Here is a 19,554-nt window from a genome sequence, read left to right as displayed (position 1 = left end):
CCGGGCCGGGCGGGGGACTGTGGGGTGGGTGGGGGTGGGTTAGGGGCGGGTGAGGATGTTGAAGAGGGCGCCGTGGGGGTCGCGGAGGGCGGCGTAGCGGCCCAGCGGGGCGTCCTGGGGCGGGACCAGGATGGTGCCGCCCAGCTCGGCGGCTCGGGCGGCGGCCGCGTCGACGTCGGCCACCGCGAAGTACACCGACCAGTACGCGGGCGTGTCCGCGGGGAAGCCGTCACCCAGCGGCGGCAGCATGCCGGCCACGATCCGGGTGCCGAGCCGCCAGCCGGTGTACGTGACCGGGCCCACCCGCTGGTCGTCCGGGTGCCAGCCGAAGACCAGCTCGTAGAAGACCTTCGCGCCCTCCGGGTCCGGGGTGACCAGCTCGGTCCAGGTCAGCGCGCCGGGGGTGTCGAAGACCTCGGCCCCTGGCATCGCCATCGGCTGCCAGACGCTGAAGGCCGCCCCGGCGGGGTCGGCGAAGACTGCCATCCGTCCCCGGTCGAAGACCTCGAACGGGGGCACCACCACCTGTCCGCCGGCCCGCTCGACCCGGCCGGCCACCAGGTCCGCGTCGTCGGTCGCCAGGTACGTCGACCAGATCGGCACCTGGTCGGGGATGGCTGGTGGACCCGCGCCCGCCACCGCCTGTCCGCCGAGCAGGAAGACCGTGTAGCCGCCCGCCTCGGGCTCCGGGTCGATCCGGCCGGTCCAACCGAACAGTTCGGGGTAGAACCGCCGCGCGTCGGCGAGGCCCGGGGTGGCGAGATCGGCCCAGCAGGGTGTGCCCGGCGGGACGGTGCTCACGTCGACCCCTCTCGGCGGGGGGCGGCCACGCCGGCGCGCCCCTGCCGGAATCGTGGCACCGACCCGCCACGCTTCGGGGTGGATCGGACGGATCGGACAAAAACGTCAGCTGAACCGTCGACCCTCGTCACGCCGGTACGCCCACCCGGCCAACACCGCCAGCAGCACCACCCAGACCCCGAGCATGACCACCGACAGCGAGTTGACCGAGTAGTCGCCGACCGCCGCCCACATCAGCTCCACCGCGCCCCGGGTCGGCAGGAACGGCGCGACGGCTTCGACGAACCCGGGCGCCTGGTCCGGGGCGGAGAGCAGGCCGCCACCGAAGGCGAGCGGGAAGAAGACGACCTGCGCCACCACGATCGCCGCCTTGCTCGGCATCGAGTAGCCGATGGAGAGCCCCAACAGCGTGAACGGCACCGAGATCATGGTGACGATCGCCAGGGCCAGCAGGAACGCCGCTGCGCTGACCCGCGCCTCGGTGAGCGTCGCCCCGATCACCACCACCGGGAGCAGCGAGAGGTAGGTGAGTGCCAGCCCGGCCAGTATCCGGCCCGCGAAACGCGACGTGGGGCCGGCGGGCAGCGTCCGGGTGTACGGGTCCCAGGGGTGGGCGCGGTCCTCGGCCGCCCCGATCCCGTACTGGAAGATGTTCGCGCTCATCACCGAGAAGGTGACCATCGCGGCGGTGGCGTAGGTGGCGCCGACCGGGTCCTTACCGGTGAACGGCACCACGAAGAAGAGCATCGCGGCGGCCGGGAAGAAGGCGCTGCCGACGACGGCGACCGGGATGCGGACCGTCTCCAGGAGTTGGTAGCGGGCGTGGAGCAGGGCGAGGCGCATGGGAGACCCGTCTCTCAGGCGGTGGCCGGTGGGCCGGCCACGGCGGTCGTCGGACGGTCGGCTCCGGAGCCCGGTGCCGCGTCGGTCGCGGTGATGGCGAGGAACGCCTCCTCCAGCGAGGTGGGGCGCACCTCCAGGTCGGTGAACGTCACCCCGGCGGTGACCAGGGCCCGCACCAGCTCGTCGGCGTCGGTGGTCAGCAGGTGGGTGCGGCCGTCGACCCGCTCGGTGCGGACCACGCCCGGCAGCGCGGGCAGTTCGTCGGCGACCAGGCTCACCCGGCGTACGCCGACGATGCCCCGGATGGCGCTGACCGTGTCGTCGGCCAGCACCCGGCCGTGCCCGATGACCACCACGCGCCGCGCCAGCGCCTCGACTTCCTCCAGGTAGTGGCTGCTCAGCAGCACGGTGCCGCCGTCGTCGTGGAACGCCCGGATCGCCTCCCACAGGGTGTGCCGCGCAGCGACGTCCAGGCCGGTGGTCGGCTCGTCGAGCAGCACCAGCCGCGGCCGGCCGACGAAGGCGATGGCCACCGCGAGCCGGCGGCGCTGCCCGCCGGAGAGGCCGCCGGTCTGCCGCCGGGCCAGCTCGCCCAGGCCGAAGCGGTCGAGCAGTTCGCCCCGGGGGACCGGGTCGGGGTGGTGGGCGGCAACGAAGTCCACCACCTCGCCGACCCGCAGCGTGCCGGGCAGGCCCGTCTCCTGCGGGGTGACCCCGATCCGCTGCCGGCTCGCCGGGTCGCGGGGGTCGCCGCCGAACAGCTCGACCCGGCCGGCGGTGGGCCGGCGCAGCCCGACGAGCAGGTTCAGCAGGGTGCTCTTGCCAGCCCCGTTCGGGCCGAGCAGGCCGACCAGCTCGCCGGCCCGGACCTCCAGGTCGACTCGGTCGAGGGCGATCACGTCGCCGTAGCGGCGGCTGACCGCCTCGGCGCGGGCGAGGATCACGGGATGCTCATCGAGGGTGTCACGGACGCCTGTCTACCGCACCGGCGCAAGTCGCCGATCACCCGAGCGGAGGCGGCAACGGTCGGGCGTGCAGCACTGCGAGCCGGGAGACGGCCCGGGTGAGCACCACGTAGAGCCGGTGCAGGCCGCGCGGCTCGGCGGCCACGATCGCCGCCGGCTCGACGACGATGACGTGGTCGTACTCCAGGCCCTTGACCAGGGTGGCGGGCACCACGGTGACGCGCGCCGCGGCGGTCGGCTCGTCGACGGTCGCGGTCTCGACGCCGGCGTCGTCCAGCGCCGTCCGCAGCCCGCTGACCGCCTCGTCGGCGGCGATCACCGCCACCGAGCCGTCGAACGCCAGCGCCGCCCGTACCTCGGTCACCGTCGCGGCGGTCAGGTCGTCGACGGTACGCACGTCCAACGCGCCGTCGCGGCGCAGCGACTCGGCCGGGGGTACGTCGACGGCGAGCGCCGGCAGCAGCCGGTTGGCGAACGCGACCACGGCTGCGGGCACCCGGAAGCCGACCGTCAGCGGCACCACGACGGCGTCCGGCTTGCCGAGGTGGCGTAGCGACTCCCGCCAGTCGGCGGCGGCCCACGGGGCGGTGCCCTGGGCCAGGTCCCCGAGCAGGGTGATGGAGCCGTGTTCGCTGCGCCGGGCGATCACCCGGCACTGCATCGGGGAGAGGTCCTGCGCCTCGTCGACGACGACGTGTCCGAAGCCGCCCGGGCGCTCGATCAGCCCGGCCGCCTCGTCGATCAGCACAGCGTCGGCTGCCGTCCACTTGGTGGCCTTCGGCGTCCGGCCGAGCTTCGTCGTGCCCAGGGCCGGACGGCGCGCCGGGGGCGGGGCGTCGGTAGCACCGGGCACCGCTGTCGGGCCCGCTGCCGCTACCACTGCCAGATCGGCCGCCGTCGCCGTCGCCGCCGTCGGGTCGGCTGCCGCTGTCGGTTCGGGCGTCCGAGCCGGGGCGGCGATCCCGCGCAGCCGCGCCTGCTCGTCGGCGCTGAGCAGGCCGCCCGCTGCCGCGGCGAGCCGCTCCGGGGCGGTGAGCAGGGCGTGCAGCAGCCCTTCCGGGGTGAGCGCCGGCCAGACCGCGTCGAGGAAGGTGGTGACCGGCGTGGCCTTGCCCATCCGGCGCAGCCAGGTGTCACTCGGCGACTCGGCGCGCCGCGCCTCGGCCTGCCGTTGCAGCAGCGCCACCACCCGGGCCCGGACGCGCTCGCGCCCCGTGGCGTACGGCAGCCGCTCCCGGCGGGTCTCCTCAACCACCCGGTGCAGCGGGTCCAGCCCGATCCGCCAGCGGAACGAGCCGTCCGAGACCATGATCGGCTCGGTGGGCTCGCCGATGTGCGCGTCGACCGCTCGGCGCAGCACCTCGGCCATCCGGGCGTCGTGCTTGACCGCGGCGACCGTCGGGTCGTCGACTGCCCGTACCGGCACCCGGCCGACCAGGTCCTCCACCGTGGCCTGCTCGACCTCGACCTCACCGAGTGCCGGCAGCACCGCCGCGATGTACGACAGGAAGGCCCGGTTCGGCCCCACGATCAACACACCGGACCGGCGTAGCCGATCCCGGTACAGGTAGAGCAGGTAGGCGGCCCGGTGCAGGCCGACGGCCGTCTTGCCGGTGCCCGGGGCGCCCTGTACGCAGATCGAGTCGGCCAGGTCGGCGCGGACCAGCTCGTCCTGCTCCGGCTGGATGGTGGCGACGATGTCACGCATCGGCCCGACGCGTGGCCGTTCGATCTCGGCGGTCAGGATCCGGCTGGTCGTGCCGAGTTCCTCGCCCCGGTCGAGGCGCTCGTCCTCGAAGCTGGTCAGCGCCCCGTTGCCAAACCCGAAGCGGCGCCGTACGGCCACGCCCTGCGGGTCGCGCGCGCTCGCCCGGTAGAACGACCGGGACACCGGGGCGCGCCAGTCCAGCACGAGCGGCTCGCCCCGGTCGTCGGTGACGTGCCGCCGGCCGACGTGGTACCGCCGTCCGGCGTGGTCCGCGTGCCACCCGTCCGGCCCGTCGCCAGGGTCACCGGGCCGACCGCCGGCTGGTGAGGCGCCGGTGAGTGAGGCGTTACCGGGCGGGGCGTCGCCGGGTGAGGCACCGCCGGGTGGGGTGTCGGCGAGTGGGGCGTCAGGCGCCGGGCCGAAGTCGAGGCGACCGAAGAAGAGCGGCGTGGTCGGGTCGTCGGCGAGTTCGGCGACCCGGCGGGCCAGGGTGCGCCCGAGCGTCTCGGCCGCGTACGCGTCGCCGGCCACCTGGTCACCGGTGACGAAGAGGGCTCGGGCACGTTCCCGCATCTGGGCCAGGGCCGCCCGGGAGGTGGTGAGGTGTTCGCGTTCGGCTTCGAGGTCGAGATCGAGGTCGTTCACGCTGAGTCCCGTCGGGGTCATCGGTCGGTCGCTCGCGTCTCCGGCGGGCGGATGGGCCGGCCCCCGGCGCGGGACGTCCGATGCGGTGGTCACCCCACCCTGGCCGTCAGCGACCTGACAGCCTACGCGCCGGGCGCACTACGCTCCACGGGATTTCGACCGTGGCGCCGGTGCCCGGGGGCGGGCCGCCTTCGGACGGATTTCGACCGTGATGCCGCAGCCCGGGGCGGGGCGCCTTCGCGGTCCGGCGTCGGCGCCCCTGGCGCGTTGTCACCGGCGGCGGTTCCGCATGCCGGCCCACCGGCGTGCACCGGCGACCGCGCGGGCGGGAATCATGGACCCATGACGGATGCGCGTCCCGAGCAACGGCGGATGACGATCAGCGACCCGCAGGTGATGCGGGCGCTGGCCCATCCGGCCCGAATCGTGATCATGGAACGTCTGAACATGGCGGAGGGCGGTGCGACCGCCACCGAGTGCGCGGAGGTCGCCGGGCTGTCGCCGAGCGCGACCAGCTATCACCTGCGGGCACTGGCGAAGTCTGGCCTGGTGGAGCAGGCGCCGAGCCGGGGCGACGCGCGTGAGCGGCTGTGGCGCACGGTCGGCCAGGGCCTGATGGTCGACGCGGGACGCTCCGCCGGTCCGGAGGCGCGCGCGGCCGAGCAGGCGCTGGTGGAGGCGCATGCGGCCCGGGACCTGGCGCGGAGCCGGGACTGGCTGCGCCGCGCCGGTGACGAGGCCCCCGAGTGGTACGACGCCGCGCTGTTCAGCGACACGCTGCTGCTGCTCACCGCCGATGAGCTGGCCGGGCTGAACGAGGCGGTGAGCGCGCTGTTCGAGCCGTACCGGCAGCGGAACCGTCAGGCGGATCCGCCGGCCGGGGCGCGCACGGTGGCGGTGCAGTACCGGGCGGTGCCGTTGCCGTAAGGGGTTGATTCGATCAGTTGTGAAGGATTATTTTCGAAGTATGTCCTTCACAACTGGCGAGTCGCGCTGGTCCGACGTCTGGCTCACCGCCGCCGCGCGCGGCATTTCGATCTGCGGGGACTTCCTTGCCGCCACCGCACTGGCGCTCGCGCTCCAGGCCGCTGGCGCCAGCGGCCTCGCCGTGTCCGGACTGCTGCTGGCGGCCACCCTGCCGCTGGTGGTGCTCGCCCCGCTCACCGGGCGGCTCGCCGACCGGGTGGACAGCCGGACGCTGCTGGTCGCCGCCGGCCTGGGACAGGCCGCCGTCTGCGCCCTGCTCGCCTTCGCCGACCACCCCGCACTGATCGTCGGACTCGTCGCGCTGCTCGCCTGCGGACTGGCCGTGACCCAGCCCTGCCTCGCGGCGCTGTTGCCGACGATGGTGCGCCCCGCCGACCTGCCCCGGGCGAGCGCGATCAACCAGACCGCCTCCTCCCTGGGCGCGCTCGCCGGCCCGGTGCTCGCCGGGCTGCTGGTCGGGCAGTTCGGCACCCGCGTACCGCTGCTCATCGACGCCGCGAGCTATCTCGCGCTGGTGGCCGTGGGCCTGCTGCTGCGCACCCGCCGGGGCGGCCGGCGGACCGCCCCGGCCGTGCCGGAGGCCGGGACGGTCCGGGCTCCGGCCTGGCGGCTACGCCGCGACCCGCTGTTGCTGGCCGTCGTCCTCAGCACGGCCGTCGTCATCACGGCGGTGGGTGGTATCAACGTGATCGAGGTCTTCTTCATCCGGGAGACCCTCGGCGGCTCGCCCACCACGTACGGACTGGTCGGCGCGGCCTGGATGGCGGGCATGCTGCCCGGCAGTTGGCTCTGCGCCCGGCTGGCCCACCGGCTCACCGACGACGGCGCGCTGGTGTACGGGGTGCTGGCGACGCTCGGCGGCATCTGCCTGATGGTGGCGGTCGCCGCCGCCGTGCCCACGGCCGCGCTGCTGGTCCCGCTCTGGCTGGTCGCGGGCGCGGCGAACGGCGGGGAGAACGTCTTCGCCAACGTGCTCACCGCCCGGCGGGTGCCGGAGGCGTCGCGCGGCCGGGCGTACGCCCTCTACGGCGCGGCGGTGCAGGGCGGCTCGATGGGCGGCTACCTGATCGGGGGCGCCCTGCTGGCGCTGCTGTCGCCGCGACCCCTGATCGCGGCGGCCGGTGTGGTCGGGCTGCTGGTCGTCGTGGGGTTCGTGCCGTTCGTCGTCCGGTCCGTCCGACGCGCTCGGGCGGCAGACGGCCCGGCAGTCGGACCCGGCGCGGCGGACGGCGCGCAGGCCGAAGGGCGCGATGGCGGCCCGGCGGCGGATGCGGGGTTGGCCACTCCCGCGCCGGCCCGTTGAGCCCTCGCCCGGCGGCGGGGATACGGTCGGAGTATGGCTGAGCACGTCGCACGCCCCCGGGTCGGGCACATCCAGTTCCTGAACTGCCTGCCGATCTACTGGGGGCTGATGCGCTCCGGCGCGCTGATCGACGTCGACCTGCACAAGGACTCCCCGGACCGGCTCAGCGCCGCACTGGTCGCCGGTGACCTGGACATCGGCCCGATCTCCCACGTGGAGTACCTGCGCCACGCCGACGAGCTGCTGCTCCTGCCCGACCTGGCGGTCGGCAGCGACGGTCCGGTGCTGTCGGTCAACATCGTCTCCACCCGTCCGCTGGCCGAACTGGACCACGGCAAGGTGGCGTTGGGCTCGACCTCGCGGACCGGGGTGCTGCTGGCCCAGTTGCTGCTCGGCGAGCGGTACGGGGTGAACCCCGAATACTTCCGCTGCCCGCCCGACCTGACGCAGATGCTGCTGGAGGCCGACGCCGGGGTGCTGATCGGCGACGTGGCGCTGCGCGCCCTCTACGAGGCGCCGAAGCGCGGGCTGGAGGTCACCGACCTCGGGCAGGCGTGGCGGGAGTGGACCGGCCTGCCGATGGTCTTCGCCGTCTGGGCGGTACGCCGCGACTTCGCCGCCGCCCACCCGGGCCTGGTCAAGGAGGTGCACGAGGCGTTCCTGCGCTCCCGGGACCTCTGCCTGGCCGAGCTGGACCAGGTGGCCGAGGCCGCCGCACGCTGGGAACCGTTCGACGCGGCGACCCTGGCGACGTACTTCCGGGCGCTGGACTTCTCCCTCGGCGAGCGGCAGGTGGCCGGCCTGCGCGAGTTCGCGCGGCGCGCCGCCGACCTCGGTGCAGCGCCGCCCCTGCCCAACTCCGGCCCGGCCTTCTTCGCGGGCTGACCCTCGGACCGACCCGACCCGACCCGACCCGACCTGACCCGGGTCGGGTGTCTAGGTGGCGGGGCGGAGCAGGGCCTCGGTGATCTTCTGGCAGTTCTTCATGCCGTACTCGTAGCCCTTGCCGATCGGGTAGCGCACCATCACGCCCATCGTCCAGGTGTCGCCGATGGCGAGGCAGTTGATGTGCATCTCCTGCTCACGCGTCCGGTCGATCCAGCCGTTCTTGATGGCGATGGTCTTGCGTTCCGCGGCCGGGAACGCCTTGCGGATGCCGAAGTCACCGCCGCCGCGGACCAGTCGCATCTCGTCGACGAGCCACTTGGTCCACTTCGGTCCGGCGGCCCGGCCGTCGGCGATGCAGGCGCCCATCCGGGCGGTGTCCCGGGGGGAGAGCGCGGTGCGGCTCCAGCCGCCGTCCGGGGCGACCTTGCTGTCGGTCAGTTCGCACAGGGAGATCAGCCGCTTGATCGAGGCGGACCGGCCGACCGTGTTGTAGAACTGCTCGGCCCGGGTGTTGTCGCTGTCCCGGATGATCTTCGTGGCGTCGGCGAGTTTGGCGTCGCTCGGCCTCTGGCCGGCGTCGTCGGCGCGACGTAGGTAGTCGGCGACGATCCAGGCCTTGATCAGCGACGCGGTGGTGCTGGTCTCGTCCATGTTGTCCGAGCCGATGATCTCGCCGCTGCGCCGGTCGAGGACGCTCCAGGAGTACCAGCCGTCGATGTCCAGGTCGAGATCCTTCGCCTCGAACGGGAGCGGCTCCGGCGTGGGGCTCGGTGTCGGCGTCGGCGACGGCCGCGAGCTGCGGTCACTCGGGGCTTCCGTGGCGCGCTCGGCCGGGCCGGCCGGGACGCCCCACTTCGCGGCGGCGGTGGCCTCGAACGGCGAGCCCGGCAGCAGCCGCAGCGAGACGAGCACGAGGCAGATGAGGACCACCGCGATCGCGATCAGCCTGACCGGGGAGGCGTCGCCGGGCCCGTCGGCCCGACGCTGTCGCGCCATCAGAGCTTCCCGGTGGGCTGCTGCGGCACCTTGAGGGCGGCACCCGGCTGCGGGGTCACGAGCTGGCTGGCGACCGACGCGCAGGTCTGGGCGCCGTAGTCGAGGCCGCTCTTCTGCGGGTAGCGGAGCATCACCGCGAGGCTCCACTTGTCGGTGACCGCGAGGCAGTTCACGTGCCAGTTGCCGTCGTAGCTGAGCGGGGTCCAACCGTTCTTCATGTGGACCGGGCCCTGGCTGAGGATCGACTGGGGGAGGCCGTCGATGATGCCCCAACGGCCGCCGCCGGAGCGGGCCTTCTGGTCCTTGTCGGCCGTGCTGCCCCTGACCTTGCTCATCTCGTTCAGCAGGATCTTGGTCCACTTGGGGCCGGCGGCCGTGCCGTCGGCGATGCAGTCGCCGAGCCGGACGGCGTCGCGCGGCGACATCCGGGTGAAGCTCCACCAGCCCACGTAGCCGGGCACGTTGCCCGGCTTGGTGTCGGTGAGCTCGCAGGTGCTGACCATCCGCTTGATCGTCGCGGCGCGGCCCACCGCGTTGTAGAGGGCGTTGGCGGCGTCGTCGTTGCTGTCCCGGATGGCGGTGATGATCTGGTTCTTCCGCTCGACCGAGATCCCCTCGCGCTCGCGGAGGTAGTCCGCCGCGAACCAGGCCTTGATCATCGACTCGGTGGAGCTGGTCGAGGCCAGGTTCTTCGACCCGGAGATCTCGCCGGTCTCCCGGTCCATCAGGGCCCACGAGAAGAATTCGCCCTTGAAGTCCACCGACACCGGGCCGGCGGCCAGGGTCGGCGGCAGGGGCGGGATCGGCGCGGGCGCCGCGACGCTTCCGCCACCGCTTCCGCCACTCGCGGCGTCGTCGCCGGCGAGTCGGGCGTACGCGGCGGGGACGAGCAGGCCGCCGCCGAGGAGGACCGCCACGACGGCGAGCACCAGGGTCACGCGGGATCGCATGAGTGGATGAGCTCCAGATGTCAGGGCCGGGGGACCGGCTGGTCGTCGGACTGATCGGCGGCTCGCCGAGGGCCGGGGGATGCGCCCTGCGTGTTTCTCGAAGGCGATCGTCGGCAACCGATCGGTGTGACGGGGGAAGTCTACGTGCGGATCGGCGCCGCGCCAGAACCTGACACCTGGCAACTTGCCATGAAGGCGGGATATCGATCCCGCTATGCGGCTGTTGAGAGGATTCACCTTCCCTTGGTGACTCAAGTCATAGTTTGAGCGGCTGTCGGTGCTGGCTGGTCCGTCCCGAAAGTGTCTCCGGAAACCTGTTACACCCTCTGGTGTCCCGAGAGGCGAGCTGTAACACTTGACCCCATGTATGGCAACGACTTCTCCGCCGAGGACGCACCCGGCGGTGGCCTGCTCGGCGAGGTCGAGGCGGCGGAGGTGGCGCTGCGGGAGGCCGCCGAGCGGGGCCGCCGGGTCGGCGCCCCCGGCCCGGACCAGGACCTCGCGGCATACTTCGCCGAGGTCATCGAGGCGGACCAGAAGATCGAGCCGCGCGACTGGATGCCCGAGGCGTACCGCAAGACGCTGATCCGGCAGATCGCGCAGCACGCGCACTCCGAGATCATCGGCATGCAGCCGGAGGGAAACTGGATCAGCCGCGCCCCGTCGCTCAAGCGCAAGGCGATCCTGCTGGCCAAGGTCCAGGACGAGGCCGGCCACGGCCTCTACCTCTACGCCGCCGCCGAGACCCTCGGGATCAGCCGGGACGAGCTGGTCGAGCTGCTGCTCAACGGCCGGCAGAAGTACAGCTCGATCTTCAACTACCCCACCCTGACCTGGGCCGACGTGGGAGCGATCGGCTGGCTGGTCGACGGTGCCGCGATCGTCAACCAGGTCCCGCTCTGCCGCTGCTCCTACGGGCCGTACGCGCGGGCGATGATCCGGGTCTGCAAGGAGGAGTCGTTCCACCAGCGGCAGGGCTTCGAGATCCTGCACACGCTGACGCACGGCACCGGAGCGCAGAAGGCGATGGCGCAGGACGCCCTGGACCGCTGGTGGTACCCGTCGCTGGCGATGTTCGGCCCGCCGGACACCGACTCCACCCACTCGGCGCAGTCCATGGCCTGGAAGATCAAGCGGTTCTCCAACGACGAGCTGCGCCAGCGCTTCGTGGACATGTGCGTGCAGCAGGCCGAGATCCTCGGGCTGACCATCCCGGATCCGGGCCTGCGCTGGAACGAGTCCCGGCAGTCGTACGACTTCACCCAGCCCGACTACGACGAGCTGATGCGGGTGATCAAGGGAGACGGGCCGTGCAACCGGCAGCGGGCGGAGCACCGCCGCCGCGCCCACGACGAGGGCACCTGGGTACGCGAGGCCGCCGTGGCGTACGCCGCCAAGCGGGCGGAGAAGAAGGAGAAGGTGGCCGCGTGAGTAGGGAATTCTCGCCGCTCTGGGAGGTCTTCGTGCGGGCCCGGCGCGGGCTGTCGCACACCCACGTCGGCAGCCTGCACGCCCCCGACGCAGAGCTGGCCCTGCGTAACGCGCGGGACCTCTACACCCGCCGCCAGGAGGGCGTCTCCATCTGGGTGGTGCCGGCGGGCGCGATCACCGCGTCCAGCCCCGACGAGAAGGACGCCTTCTTCGACCCGGCGGCCGACAAGGTCTACCGCCATCCCACCTTCTACGAGGTGCCGGACGGGGTGGCCCACCTGTGAGCGAGCGCAGCGAGCGAACCATTCGGCTCAGCACCGGGGCGCGTCGCGCCGCCGCCGAGCGGAGCGAGGTGGCGGCGTGACCGGCCCCTTCGGCTTCGCCCTCGCCCTCGGCGACGACGCGCTCATCGCGGCGCAGCGGCTGGCCGAGTGGACCACCCGCGCGCCGGAGATGGAGGAGGACGTCGCGCTGGCGAACATCGCCCTCGACCAGCTCGGCGCGGCCCGGCTCCTGCTGTCGTACGCGGGCGAGCTGGAGGGCGCCGGCCGGGACGAGGACGCGCTGGCGTTCCTCCGCGACGACCGGGAGTTCCGCAACTGCCTGCTGGTGGAGCTGCCCAACGGCGACTTCGCGGTCACCATGGCCAAGCTGTTCTTCCTCGCGGCCTACCAGCTCCCGCTCTACACCGTGCTGGCCGGGTGCGCCGACGAGCGGCTGGCCGCGATCGGGGCCAAGGCCCGTAAGGAGTCGGCCTACCACCTCGACCACGGCTCGCTGTGGGTGAAGCGGCTCGGCGACGGCACCGAGGAGTCGCACCGGCGCATGCAGGCGGCGGTCGACCAGGTCTGGCCCTACGTGCACGAGCTGTTCGCCCCGGACCCGGCGGCGCCGGTCGACCCGGCGACGCTGTGGGCCGACTTCGAAGCCCGCGTCGCCGCCGTGCTCGACGAGGCGACGCTGACCCGGCCGGAGGCCGGCTGGGCGCCGGCCGGCGGGCGGGACGGCGTGCACACCGAGCACCTGTCCTTCCTGCTCGCCGAGATGCAGGTGCTGCACCGCGCCCACCCCGGGGCGAACTGGTGAGCGCGAGGAGTGCAGCGCAGCGGAGCCCCGCAGTCGCGAACGGAGGGCGGCACTGGTGAGCGCGAGGAGCGCGGCGCAGCGGAGCCCCGCAGTCGCGAACGGAAGGTGGCACTGGTGAGTGACCCCAGGACAGCCGTGGCGGCGGTGGTGGACCCGGAGATCCGGGTGGTCACCATCGACGACCTCGGCATCCTGCGGGCGGTCGACGAGGACCCGGCCACCGGTCGGGTGGTCGTGACCATCACCCCCACCTACACGGGCTGCCCGGCGATGGACGTGATCCGCGCCGACATCCGACGCGCGCTGGCTGCCGCCGGGCATCCCGACGCCGAGGTGCGGACCGTCCTGAGCCCGGCGTGGAGCACCGACTGGATCTCCGAAAGCGGCCGGGCCAAGCTGGCCGCCGCCGGTATCGCCCCACCGGCGCCCGTCCGCGCGGGCGACGTGGTGCCGCTGGTCCTCGCCGTCCGCTGCCCGCGCTGCGGCTCGCCCGAGACCGAGCAGGTCAGCCGCTTCGGCTCGACCGCCTGCAAGGCGCTCTGGCGGTGCCGTTCCTGCCGTGAACCCTTCGACCACCTGAAGGCGCTGTGACTGTCACCATCACCCGCCCGGTCCGTCGCCGGCCGGTCTTCCACCCGCTTCCCGTCGCCGCCGTCGACCGGCTCACCGACGACGCCGTGGCGGTCACCTTCGCCGTGCCGGCGGAGCTGCGGGAGACGTTCGCGTTCTTCGCCGGCCAGCACCTCACCGTCCGGCGCCCCGGCACCGCCGCTGCCGTCGGCGCGGACGTGCGGCGGTCGTACTCCATCTGCTCCACGCCCGACGAGCTGGCCCGGCACGGGTGGCTGCGGATCGGCGTGCGGGAGATCCCCGGCGGCGCCTTCTCCGCGTTCGCCTGCGGCGCGCTGCGCGGCGGCGACACGATCGAGGTGCTGCCGCCGCTCGGGCACTTCACCACGGCCTTCACACCGGAGCGGGCCCGCCGCTACGGCGCGGTGGTCGCCGGCTCGGGCATCACCCCGGTGCTCGCGCTGGTCGCGACGGCGCTCGCCGTCGAGCCGGCCAGCACGTTCACGCTGGTGTACGGCAACCGCACGGCGAACACGGTGATGTTCGCCGAGGAACTGGCCGACCTGAAGGACCGTTGGCCGACCCGGCTGCACCTGGTGCACGTGCTCTCCCGGGAGCAGGGCGAGTCGCCGCTGCTCTCCGGCCGGATCGACGCCGACCGGTTGGGCCGGCTGCTGGACACCATCGTGCCCGGTGACGCCGTCGACGAGTGGTTCCTCTGCGGCCCGTACGACATGGTGGTGGACGCCCGGGCGGTGCTCGCCGCGCGTGGCGTGCCGGAGTCGGCGGTGCACACGGAGTTGTTCCACGTCGCCGAGGCCCCGGCCCCGCCACGGCGTCCGGCCGACGAGCCGGGGGCCGGCGCCGAGGTGACCATCCTGCTGGACGGCCGGTCGTCGCGCTTCACCATGGGGCGCGACGAGCGGGTGCTGGACGCGGCGCTCAGGGTCCGCGGCGAGCTGCCCTACGCCTGCAAGGGCGGGGTCTGCTCGACCTGCAGGGCCAGGGTGGTCGACGGCGCGGTCACGATGGCCCGCAACTACGCGCTGGAGCCGGACGAGGTGGCCGCCGGCTACGTCCTCACCTGCCAGTCCAGCCCGACCACCGACACCCTGACGGTCGACTACGACGCCTGACGAGATCGTCCGCCACCCCGGCGAATCGATCATGATCTCCGTGAATCTTGGACAGTTTCCGTCCGGCGCCAACGGAAACTGTCCAAGATTCAGCGTGAGCAGGCCTTGGCGCCGTGCGGAACGGCGCCACCTGTGGCGTGGTCGACAGGAGTCCGGCGAGGCCGGCCGGGGGCGGGGCGACGTAGGCTCGGGGGGTGAGTGTGAGCCGGGAGATCGACGACATCCTGCAGCGCGGCGCGGACGGCGGGCGGATCACGCCTGAGGAGGCCCTGCTGCTCTACACCGAGGCGCCCTTCCACGCCCTGGGCGAGGCTGCCGACGCGGTGCGCCGACGGCGCTACCCGGACAACATCGTCACGTACCTGATCGATCGCAACATCAACTACACCAACGTCTGCGTGACGGCGTGCAAGTTCTGCGCGTTCTACCGGGCCCCCAAGCACAAGGAGGGCTGGACCCACCCGACCGAGGAGATCCTGCGCCGCTGCGGCGAGGCGGTCGAGCTGGGCGCCACCCAGGTCATGCTCCAGGGCGGGCACCACCCCGACTACGGGGTGGAGTACTACGAGGAGCTGTTCTCCTCGGTCAAGAAGGCATACCCCCAGCTGGCCATCCACTCGATCGGCCCCAGCGAGATCCTGCACATGGCCAAGGTCTCCGGCGTCAGCCTCGACGAGGCCATCGCCCGGATCAAGGCAGCCGGGCTGGATTCGATCGCCGGCGCCGGCGCCGAGATGCTGCCCGCGCGCCCGCGCACCGCGATCGCCCCGCTGAAGGAGTCGGGCGAGCGCTGGCTGGAGGTCATGGAGCTGGCGCACCGGCAGGGCGTCGAGTCGACCGCCACCATGATGATGGGCACCGGCGAGACCGCGGCCGAGCGGATCGAGCACCTGCGGATGATCCGCGACGTGCAGGACCGCACCAAGGGCTTCCGGGCGTTCATCCCGTGGACGTACCAGCCGGAGAACAACCATCTCAAGGGCCGGACCCAGGCCACCACCCTGGAGTACCTGCGGCTGGTCGCGGTGGCCCGGCTCTTCTTCGAGACGGTGCCGCACCTCCAGGCGTCCTGGCTGACCACCGGCAAGGACGTCGGGCAGCTCGCCCTGCACATGGGCGTGGACGACCTCGGCTCGATCATGCTGGAGGAGAACGTCATCTCCTCCGCCGGTGCGCGGCACCGCTCCAACCTGCACGAGCTGATCGGCATGATCCGCTCGGCGGACCGGATCCCCGCCCAGCGGGACACGCTCTACAACCGGCTGGCCGTGCACCGCACCCCGGCCGACGACCCGACCGACGATCGGGTGGTCTCGCACTTCTCCTCGATCGCCATTCCGGGCGGCGGCGCAGGCAAGACCCTGCCGTTGGTCGACGCCCGCTGATCCCGACATCTCGACCCCCCACCGTCCAGGACGGTGGGGGGTCGACGTCTGTGCGTCACAGGTGAACACCGTGTCGACCCGACGTGAGCGACCGTGGTCGGGACGGGCTGGCCGATCGGTGGAGCGGCTACCGGCCACGGGTATCGATTGAGCTGGCGGTTGAGCCGGCGGGATCGGGTGGCCGGCGGCAACAAGCCACATCAATCCGGACATTCCTTAAGCGTTTCTTAGCGGTGCTGCTCAGCGCGGTGAGAGGCGGGGTGGCGGGCATGATCGTGGACCGCTAACGTCCCGGCCCGTACCTTTCCTGCACCCCAACGGGGGGACCTCTTCCATGATCTTCCGTAACCGCTCGCTGGCGCGCCTCGGCGCTGCCGCGCTGCTGGCATCCGGCGTGTTCACGGCGATGGGCACGCCGGCCCACGCCACGAGCACCGAGACGGACCTGGCGCTCCAGGCCGTCGTCGGCATGAAGACGACCGCCAACGTGGAGGGCAAGTTCGGCTGGGTCAAGATCAGTAACAAGGGCACGGGCACGCCGACCGAGCTGGTCGTCAAGGCCGACGTGTCGAAGGTGGACTTCGACAAGGCCTTGATCACGCCGTTCACGGGAGACTGCACCCTGGAGGGTGACGACCGGCCCGAGCTGGTGACCTGCAAGGTCGCCAAGGAGGACATCCCCGGCCCGGGCGAGACCGCCGAGGTGCTCGTCTTCGTGGTCAAGAACCCGGACGCGGTCAAGGAGGCGTACTCCGCCCCGGTGACCTTCAGCATCGAGTCGCCGGACGACACGGACAAGAGCAACAACTCCGCCAAGGCGAACGTCGAGATCACCACGGACAGCGGCGTCGACCTCGGCGTCGTGGTGGAGGACGTGAAGACCCGGTTCGACCTCGACGCCGGGGCGGAGCAGCCGGCCGCTCCGGTGCGGCCGGGCGACACCGCCGTCGTCCTCGGCGAGGTCATCAACCAGGGGGACATGATCGGCCAGGGCATCAGGCTGACGTTCCAGCTGCCGAAGGGCGTGACCTTCGCGTTGCCCATGGAGGCCTGCACCGTCAGCGCGGACAAGCGCAGCGCGGTCTGCGAGGACAAGGCGTTCCAGTTCGAGCCGCGGATGGGGATGTTCCTGGAGATGCCGGTGGTCGTCGACAAGGGCGTCAAGGCTCCCTCGACCCTGCCCGGCGGCTCGCTCGAGGCCGAGGCGCTCGGCTCCCTGCCGGTCGACTCCCCGCTGGCCAGGAAGACCAGCCGGACCACCATCGGCAAGGCCGTGGTGGTCGGCGCCGACGACCCGCGGTTCGCCGACCTCGACCCGACCGACAACAAGGACGACTACGCGGTCGTCGTGGCCGCCGGAACCGGCGGCGAGGGCGGCGGCGGTGACGACGACGGCGGCCTGCCGGTGACTGGCGCGCAGACCACCCTGATCGGCGGCATCGGCGGCGCGGTGCTGGTCGCGGGCGCGGTCATGTTCATGGTGGCGCGGCGGCGCCGGGTCGTCCTGGTGACCCCGGGCGACGAGAGGCCGACCGCCTGAGGCTCGTCCTCCATCGACCCGCGAGGGTCGTTCACATAACGCACGGCGGCGGGGGCGGGATGGGCGACCATCCCGCCCCCGCCGTGTGTCGGGCCGTCAGACCGTCCGTCCGACCGGACCGGCCGGACGGATGAAACACGTTCTCCCTGCTGGCGTGTCGCATCGACCTTCGATAACGTCCGGCCGGTTCCGCAACCATCCGTTTCTTCCCAACCCCCCGGGGGACCGATGACCCTGCTCCACCGCTCGACCCTGGCCCGCGCCGGTGTCGTGGCGCTCCTCGCGGCGGGTGGCCTGGCCGCCGTCGCCGTTCCCGCACACGCCGCCGACCAGGCGGACCTGGCTCTGACGCCGGTCAGTTACCACGTGGCCAAGGGCGTGAAGGCGGCGAAGGCCAAACCGTTCAAGTTCACCGTCCAGAACCTCACCGGCGCGGTCGACGCGAAGGCGGTCACGGTCACCGTGGACACCAGCGGCCTCAAGGCCAAGAGAGTCGGCTACGTCGTTCCGGACGGCTGCGAGACGACCGGTGCCACGTTCACCTGCCTGCTCGGTGACCTGCGCGGGGGCACCAGCGAGGACTTCGGCATCCCGTTGTTCAGCACCGGCGGCAAGGGCAACGGCGGCGTGCTGCTGGTGACGGTCAGCTCGGCCACCGGCGATCCGGACCTCAACAACAACAAAGACATCGACGTGCCGATCACCGTGACGAAGCCGGGCTACGACCTCACCGCCTGGGTGCAGGACGTCCAGGCCAACGTCGTGGTCAACGGGGCGGTGGCCGACGAGCCGGACCTGAAGCCGGTGCGCCGGGGCGAGACCGTCCCGCTGGACTGGGCGGTCTACAACGACGGCAGCCGGCCCGCGACCGGACTCTTCTACGGCATCAGCCTCCCGGCGGGGGTGAGCTTCGTCACGCTGCCGGAGGGCTGCCTCAGGCAGGAGTTCCTCGGCAAGCAGCAGGCGTTCTGCGAGGACGCCGGCGTGACCATCCGCCGGGGGCAGTACTACACCGCCGACGTCACGGTGAAGGTCGGCGACGACGTGACCGAGCCGGTGCTCCGGGAGGGCGACCTCTTCGCGCAGGGGCTGGACGCGGCCGAGGGCGAGCCGGAGGCGGAGCCGCAGGTGGCCGGCCCGGCGCAGCGGAAGGCCTTCACCGAGGTCGACGTGCTGGACAACCACACGACCTTCGAGGCCTTCGTCGACCTGTCGGCGCAGCCGACCCCGCAGCCGACCCCGACCGTGGCGCCGACGACGACCCCGACCGGCGGACCCACGGCGGGCCCGACCACGACCCCGGGCGCCGGTGGCGGTGGCGGCGGTGACGGCGGCGGACTGCCGGTGACCGGTGTGCAGGCCGGCCTGATCGGTGGCATCGGCGCGGCCGTGCTGCTGGCCGGCGGCGCGCTGCTGCTGCTCTCCCGGCGGCGCAGGGTCGTCCTGGTGACGCCCGGCGACGAGAAGTCGACCAACTGACGCACGATCGGACAGGGGCGGGGTGGGCGACCCCCCGCCCCTGTGGCGTACCCGGCCCGCGGCTGACCCACCGGCCGCCCGGCCGGGCCGGGCTGGCAGAGTGGAGGGGTGAGCCGTACCCCGCAGGGCCAGCGCGCCAACCTGGACAAGCAGCCGCACGAGGTCGCCGCGATGTTCGACGGCGTGGCGGCCCGCTACGACCTGACCAACACCGTCCTCTCCTTCGGGCAGGACCGGTTCTGGCGGCGGGCCACCCGGGCCGCGCTCGACCTGCGGCCGGGTGACCGGGTGCTCGACGTGGGCGCCGGCACCGGTGTCTCCACCGAGGAGTTGGCGCAGTCGGGCGCGTACGCGGTGGGCGCGGACCTGTCCCTCGGCATGCTGCGTGTCGGCAAGCGCTCCCGCCCCCAGGTGCCGCTGCTGGCCGGGGACGCGTTGAAGCTGCCCTTCGCCGACGCCAGCTTCGACGCGGTGACCATCTCGTTCGCGCTGCGTAACGTGAACGACACCGACGCCGCGCTGCGTGAGTTCGCCCGGGTCACCCGGCCGGGTGGCCGGCTGGTGGTGTGCGAGTTCAGCACGCCGGTGAACCCGGTTTTCCGCACCGCCTACCTGTCGTACCTGATGCGTTCGCTGCCGAGCGTGGCACGCGCCGTCTCCAGCAACCCCGACGCGTACGTCTACCTGGCCGAGTCGATTCGGGCCTGGCCCGACCAGCCCGCCCTGGCCGCGCGGATCGGCGCGGCGGGCTGGGGCAGGGTGGCCTGGCGCAACATGTCGGGCGGGATCGCGGCACTGCACCGTGCCGTCCGCGTTCAGACGGTCTGATCCCTCTTTCGCG

Annotated in this window: 18 protein-coding genes; 12 read left to right on the top strand and 6 right to left on the bottom strand. The window is 72.7% G+C overall.

Annotation, left to right across the window (positions count from 1 at the left end; genetic code table 11):
- Positions 1-39 precede the first annotated feature (39 nt).
- The 4 genes from GA0070608_RS08060 to GA0070608_RS08045 all read right to left on the bottom strand — a co-directional run bounded on the left by GA0070608_RS08060 (position 40) and on the right by GA0070608_RS08045 (position 4,983).
- Complete coding sequence (locus tag GA0070608_RS08060) at positions 40-801, bottom strand: VOC family protein (protein ID WP_091624330.1); 762 nt, start codon at positions 799-801, stop codon at positions 40-42.
- A 105-nt stretch (positions 802-906) separates the two neighbouring features.
- Positions 907-1,644: an ABC transporter permease gene (locus GA0070608_RS08055; RefSeq protein ID WP_091624327.1), complete on the bottom strand. Its 738-nt coding sequence runs from the start codon at positions 1,642-1,644 to the stop codon at positions 907-909.
- 14 nt (positions 1,645-1,658) lie between these two features.
- Positions 1,659-2,588 carry an ABC transporter ATP-binding protein gene (locus GA0070608_RS08050; protein ID WP_091624323.1) on the bottom strand — a complete coding sequence of 310 codons (930 nt, stop codon included), beginning with the start codon at positions 2,586-2,588 and terminating at the stop codon, positions 1,659-1,661.
- Between the two features lie 58 nt (positions 2,589-2,646).
- Positions 2,647-4,983: a HelD family protein gene (locus GA0070608_RS08045; protein WP_091624319.1), complete on the bottom strand. Its 2,337-nt coding sequence runs from the start codon at positions 4,981-4,983 to the stop codon at positions 2,647-2,649.
- A gap of 321 nt (positions 4,984-5,304) precedes the next feature.
- Between GA0070608_RS08045 and GA0070608_RS08040 the strand changes: the two genes are divergently transcribed.
- From GA0070608_RS08040 to GA0070608_RS08030, 3 genes are read left to right on the top strand one after another with little or no spacing between them, the layout of a single operon-like run.
- A complete protein-coding gene (locus tag GA0070608_RS08040) occupies positions 5,305-5,889 on the top strand; it encodes an ArsR/SmtB family transcription factor (protein ID WP_091624314.1) in 585 nt (194 codons plus the stop codon).
- Between the two features lie 40 nt (positions 5,890-5,929).
- Positions 5,930-7,252: an MFS transporter gene (locus GA0070608_RS08035; RefSeq protein WP_091624311.1), complete on the top strand. Its 1,323-nt coding sequence runs from the start codon at positions 5,930-5,932 to the stop codon at positions 7,250-7,252.
- 33 nt (positions 7,253-7,285) lie between these two features.
- Positions 7,286-8,137, top strand: a complete 852-nt coding sequence (locus GA0070608_RS08030; RefSeq protein WP_091624308.1) for a menaquinone biosynthetic enzyme MqnA/MqnD family protein — start codon at positions 7,286-7,288, stop codon at positions 8,135-8,137.
- 51 nt (positions 8,138-8,188) lie between these two features.
- Here the strand turns inward: GA0070608_RS08030 and GA0070608_RS08025 are convergent, their stop codons facing one another.
- Both GA0070608_RS08025 and GA0070608_RS08020 read right to left on the bottom strand, forming a co-directional pair.
- Positions 8,189-9,136 carry a serine hydrolase gene (locus tag GA0070608_RS08025; RefSeq protein WP_091624305.1) on the bottom strand — a complete coding sequence of 316 codons (948 nt, stop codon included), beginning with the start codon at positions 9,134-9,136 and terminating at the stop codon, positions 8,189-8,191.
- The gene (locus tag GA0070608_RS08020; protein ID WP_091624302.1) at positions 9,136-10,086 is read right to left on the bottom strand and encodes a hypothetical protein; all 951 of its coding nucleotides are present in this window, start codon (positions 10,084-10,086) and stop codon (positions 9,136-9,138) included. Before GA0070608_RS08020 ends, GA0070608_RS08025 begins: the two co-directional genes overlap by 1 nt.
- A gap of 363 nt (positions 10,087-10,449) precedes the next feature.
- Between GA0070608_RS08020 and paaA the strand changes: the two genes are divergently transcribed.
- The 9 genes from paaA to GA0070608_RS07975 all read left to right on the top strand — a co-directional run bounded on the left by paaA (position 10,450) and on the right by GA0070608_RS07975 (position 19,541).
- The gene (gene paaA, locus GA0070608_RS08015) at positions 10,450-11,517 is read left to right on the top strand and encodes a 1,2-phenylacetyl-CoA epoxidase subunit PaaA (protein ID WP_091624298.1); all 1,068 of its coding nucleotides are present in this window, start codon (positions 10,450-10,452) and stop codon (positions 11,515-11,517) included.
- Positions 11,514-11,801, top strand: a complete 288-nt coding sequence (paaB, locus tag GA0070608_RS08010) for a 1,2-phenylacetyl-CoA epoxidase subunit PaaB (protein WP_091624293.1) — start codon at positions 11,514-11,516, stop codon at positions 11,799-11,801. The genes paaA and paaB overlap by 4 nt, the downstream gene beginning before the upstream one ends.
- Before the next feature lie 76 nt (positions 11,802-11,877).
- On the top strand, positions 11,878-12,603 hold the full coding sequence (gene paaC, locus GA0070608_RS08005; RefSeq protein WP_091624288.1) for a 1,2-phenylacetyl-CoA epoxidase subunit PaaC: 726 nt from the start codon (positions 11,878-11,880) through the stop codon (positions 12,601-12,603).
- Between the two features lie 114 nt (positions 12,604-12,717).
- Positions 12,718-13,194 carry a 1,2-phenylacetyl-CoA epoxidase subunit PaaD gene (gene paaD, locus GA0070608_RS08000; RefSeq protein ID WP_091634596.1) on the top strand — a complete coding sequence of 159 codons (477 nt, stop codon included), beginning with the start codon at positions 12,718-12,720 and terminating at the stop codon, positions 13,192-13,194.
- Positions 13,191-14,309, top strand: a complete 1,119-nt coding sequence (paaE, locus tag GA0070608_RS07995) for a 1,2-phenylacetyl-CoA epoxidase subunit PaaE (RefSeq protein ID WP_091624285.1) — start codon at positions 13,191-13,193, stop codon at positions 14,307-14,309. The genes paaD and paaE overlap by 4 nt, the downstream gene beginning before the upstream one ends.
- 194 nt (positions 14,310-14,503) lie before the next feature.
- Positions 14,504-15,694: a cyclic dehypoxanthinyl futalosine synthase gene (gene mqnC, locus GA0070608_RS07990; protein WP_091624282.1), complete on the top strand. Its 1,191-nt coding sequence runs from the start codon at positions 14,504-14,506 to the stop codon at positions 15,692-15,694.
- 334 nt (positions 15,695-16,028) lie between these two features.
- Entirely contained in the window at positions 16,029-17,234 is a 1,206-nt protein-coding gene (locus GA0070608_RS07985; protein ID WP_091624279.1) for an LPXTG cell wall anchor domain-containing protein, read from the top strand.
- A 228-nt stretch (positions 17,235-17,462) separates the two neighbouring features.
- Positions 17,463-18,713, top strand: a complete 1,251-nt coding sequence (locus GA0070608_RS07980; protein ID WP_091624276.1) for a cell wall anchor protein — start codon at positions 17,463-17,465, stop codon at positions 18,711-18,713.
- Between the two features lie 108 nt (positions 18,714-18,821).
- Complete coding sequence (locus tag GA0070608_RS07975; protein ID WP_091624273.1) at positions 18,822-19,541, top strand: demethylmenaquinone methyltransferase; 720 nt, start codon at positions 18,822-18,824, stop codon at positions 19,539-19,541.
- The last annotated feature ends 13 nt before the right edge of the window (positions 19,542-19,554 follow it).

This window comes from Micromonospora peucetia (genome assembly GCF_900091625.1).
Taxonomy (GTDB): domain Bacteria; phylum Actinomycetota; class Actinomycetes; order Mycobacteriales; family Micromonosporaceae; genus Micromonospora; species Micromonospora peucetia.
The sequence above is the reverse complement of the archived record's forward strand: the minus strand, read 5'-3'. Positions and strand labels throughout refer to the sequence as shown.

Bases quoted from the DNA above. Each gene is read 5' to 3' on its own strand.
- GA0070608_RS08035 (WP_091624311.1), top strand. From the start codon at position 5,930: ATGTCCTTCACAACTGGCGAGTCGCGCTGGTCCGACGTCTGGCTCACC.
- paaA (WP_091624298.1), top strand. From the start codon at position 10,450: ATGTATGGCAACGACTTCTCCGCCGAGGACGCACCCGGCGGTGGCCTG.
- GA0070608_RS07980 (WP_091624276.1), top strand. From the start codon at position 17,463: ATGACCCTGCTCCACCGCTCGACCCTGGCCCGCGCCGGTGTCGTGGCG.
- GA0070608_RS08045 (WP_091624319.1), bottom strand. From the start codon at position 4,983: ATGACCCCGACGGGACTCAGCGTGAACGACCTCGATCTCGACCTCGAA.
- GA0070608_RS08055 (WP_091624327.1), bottom strand. From the start codon at position 1,644: ATGCGCCTCGCCCTGCTCCACGCCCGCTACCAACTCCTGGAGACGGTC.
- GA0070608_RS08030 (WP_091624308.1), top strand. From the start codon at position 7,286: ATGGCTGAGCACGTCGCACGCCCCCGGGTCGGGCACATCCAGTTCCTG.
- GA0070608_RS07985 (WP_091624279.1), top strand. From the start codon at position 16,029: ATGATCTTCCGTAACCGCTCGCTGGCGCGCCTCGGCGCTGCCGCGCTG.
- GA0070608_RS08020 (WP_091624302.1), bottom strand. From the start codon at position 10,086: ATGCGATCCCGCGTGACCCTGGTGCTCGCCGTCGTGGCGGTCCTCCTC.
- GA0070608_RS08025 (WP_091624305.1), bottom strand. From the start codon at position 9,136: ATGGCGCGACAGCGTCGGGCCGACGGGCCCGGCGACGCCTCCCCGGTC.
- GA0070608_RS08040 (WP_091624314.1), top strand. From the start codon at position 5,305: ATGACGGATGCGCGTCCCGAGCAACGGCGGATGACGATCAGCGACCCG.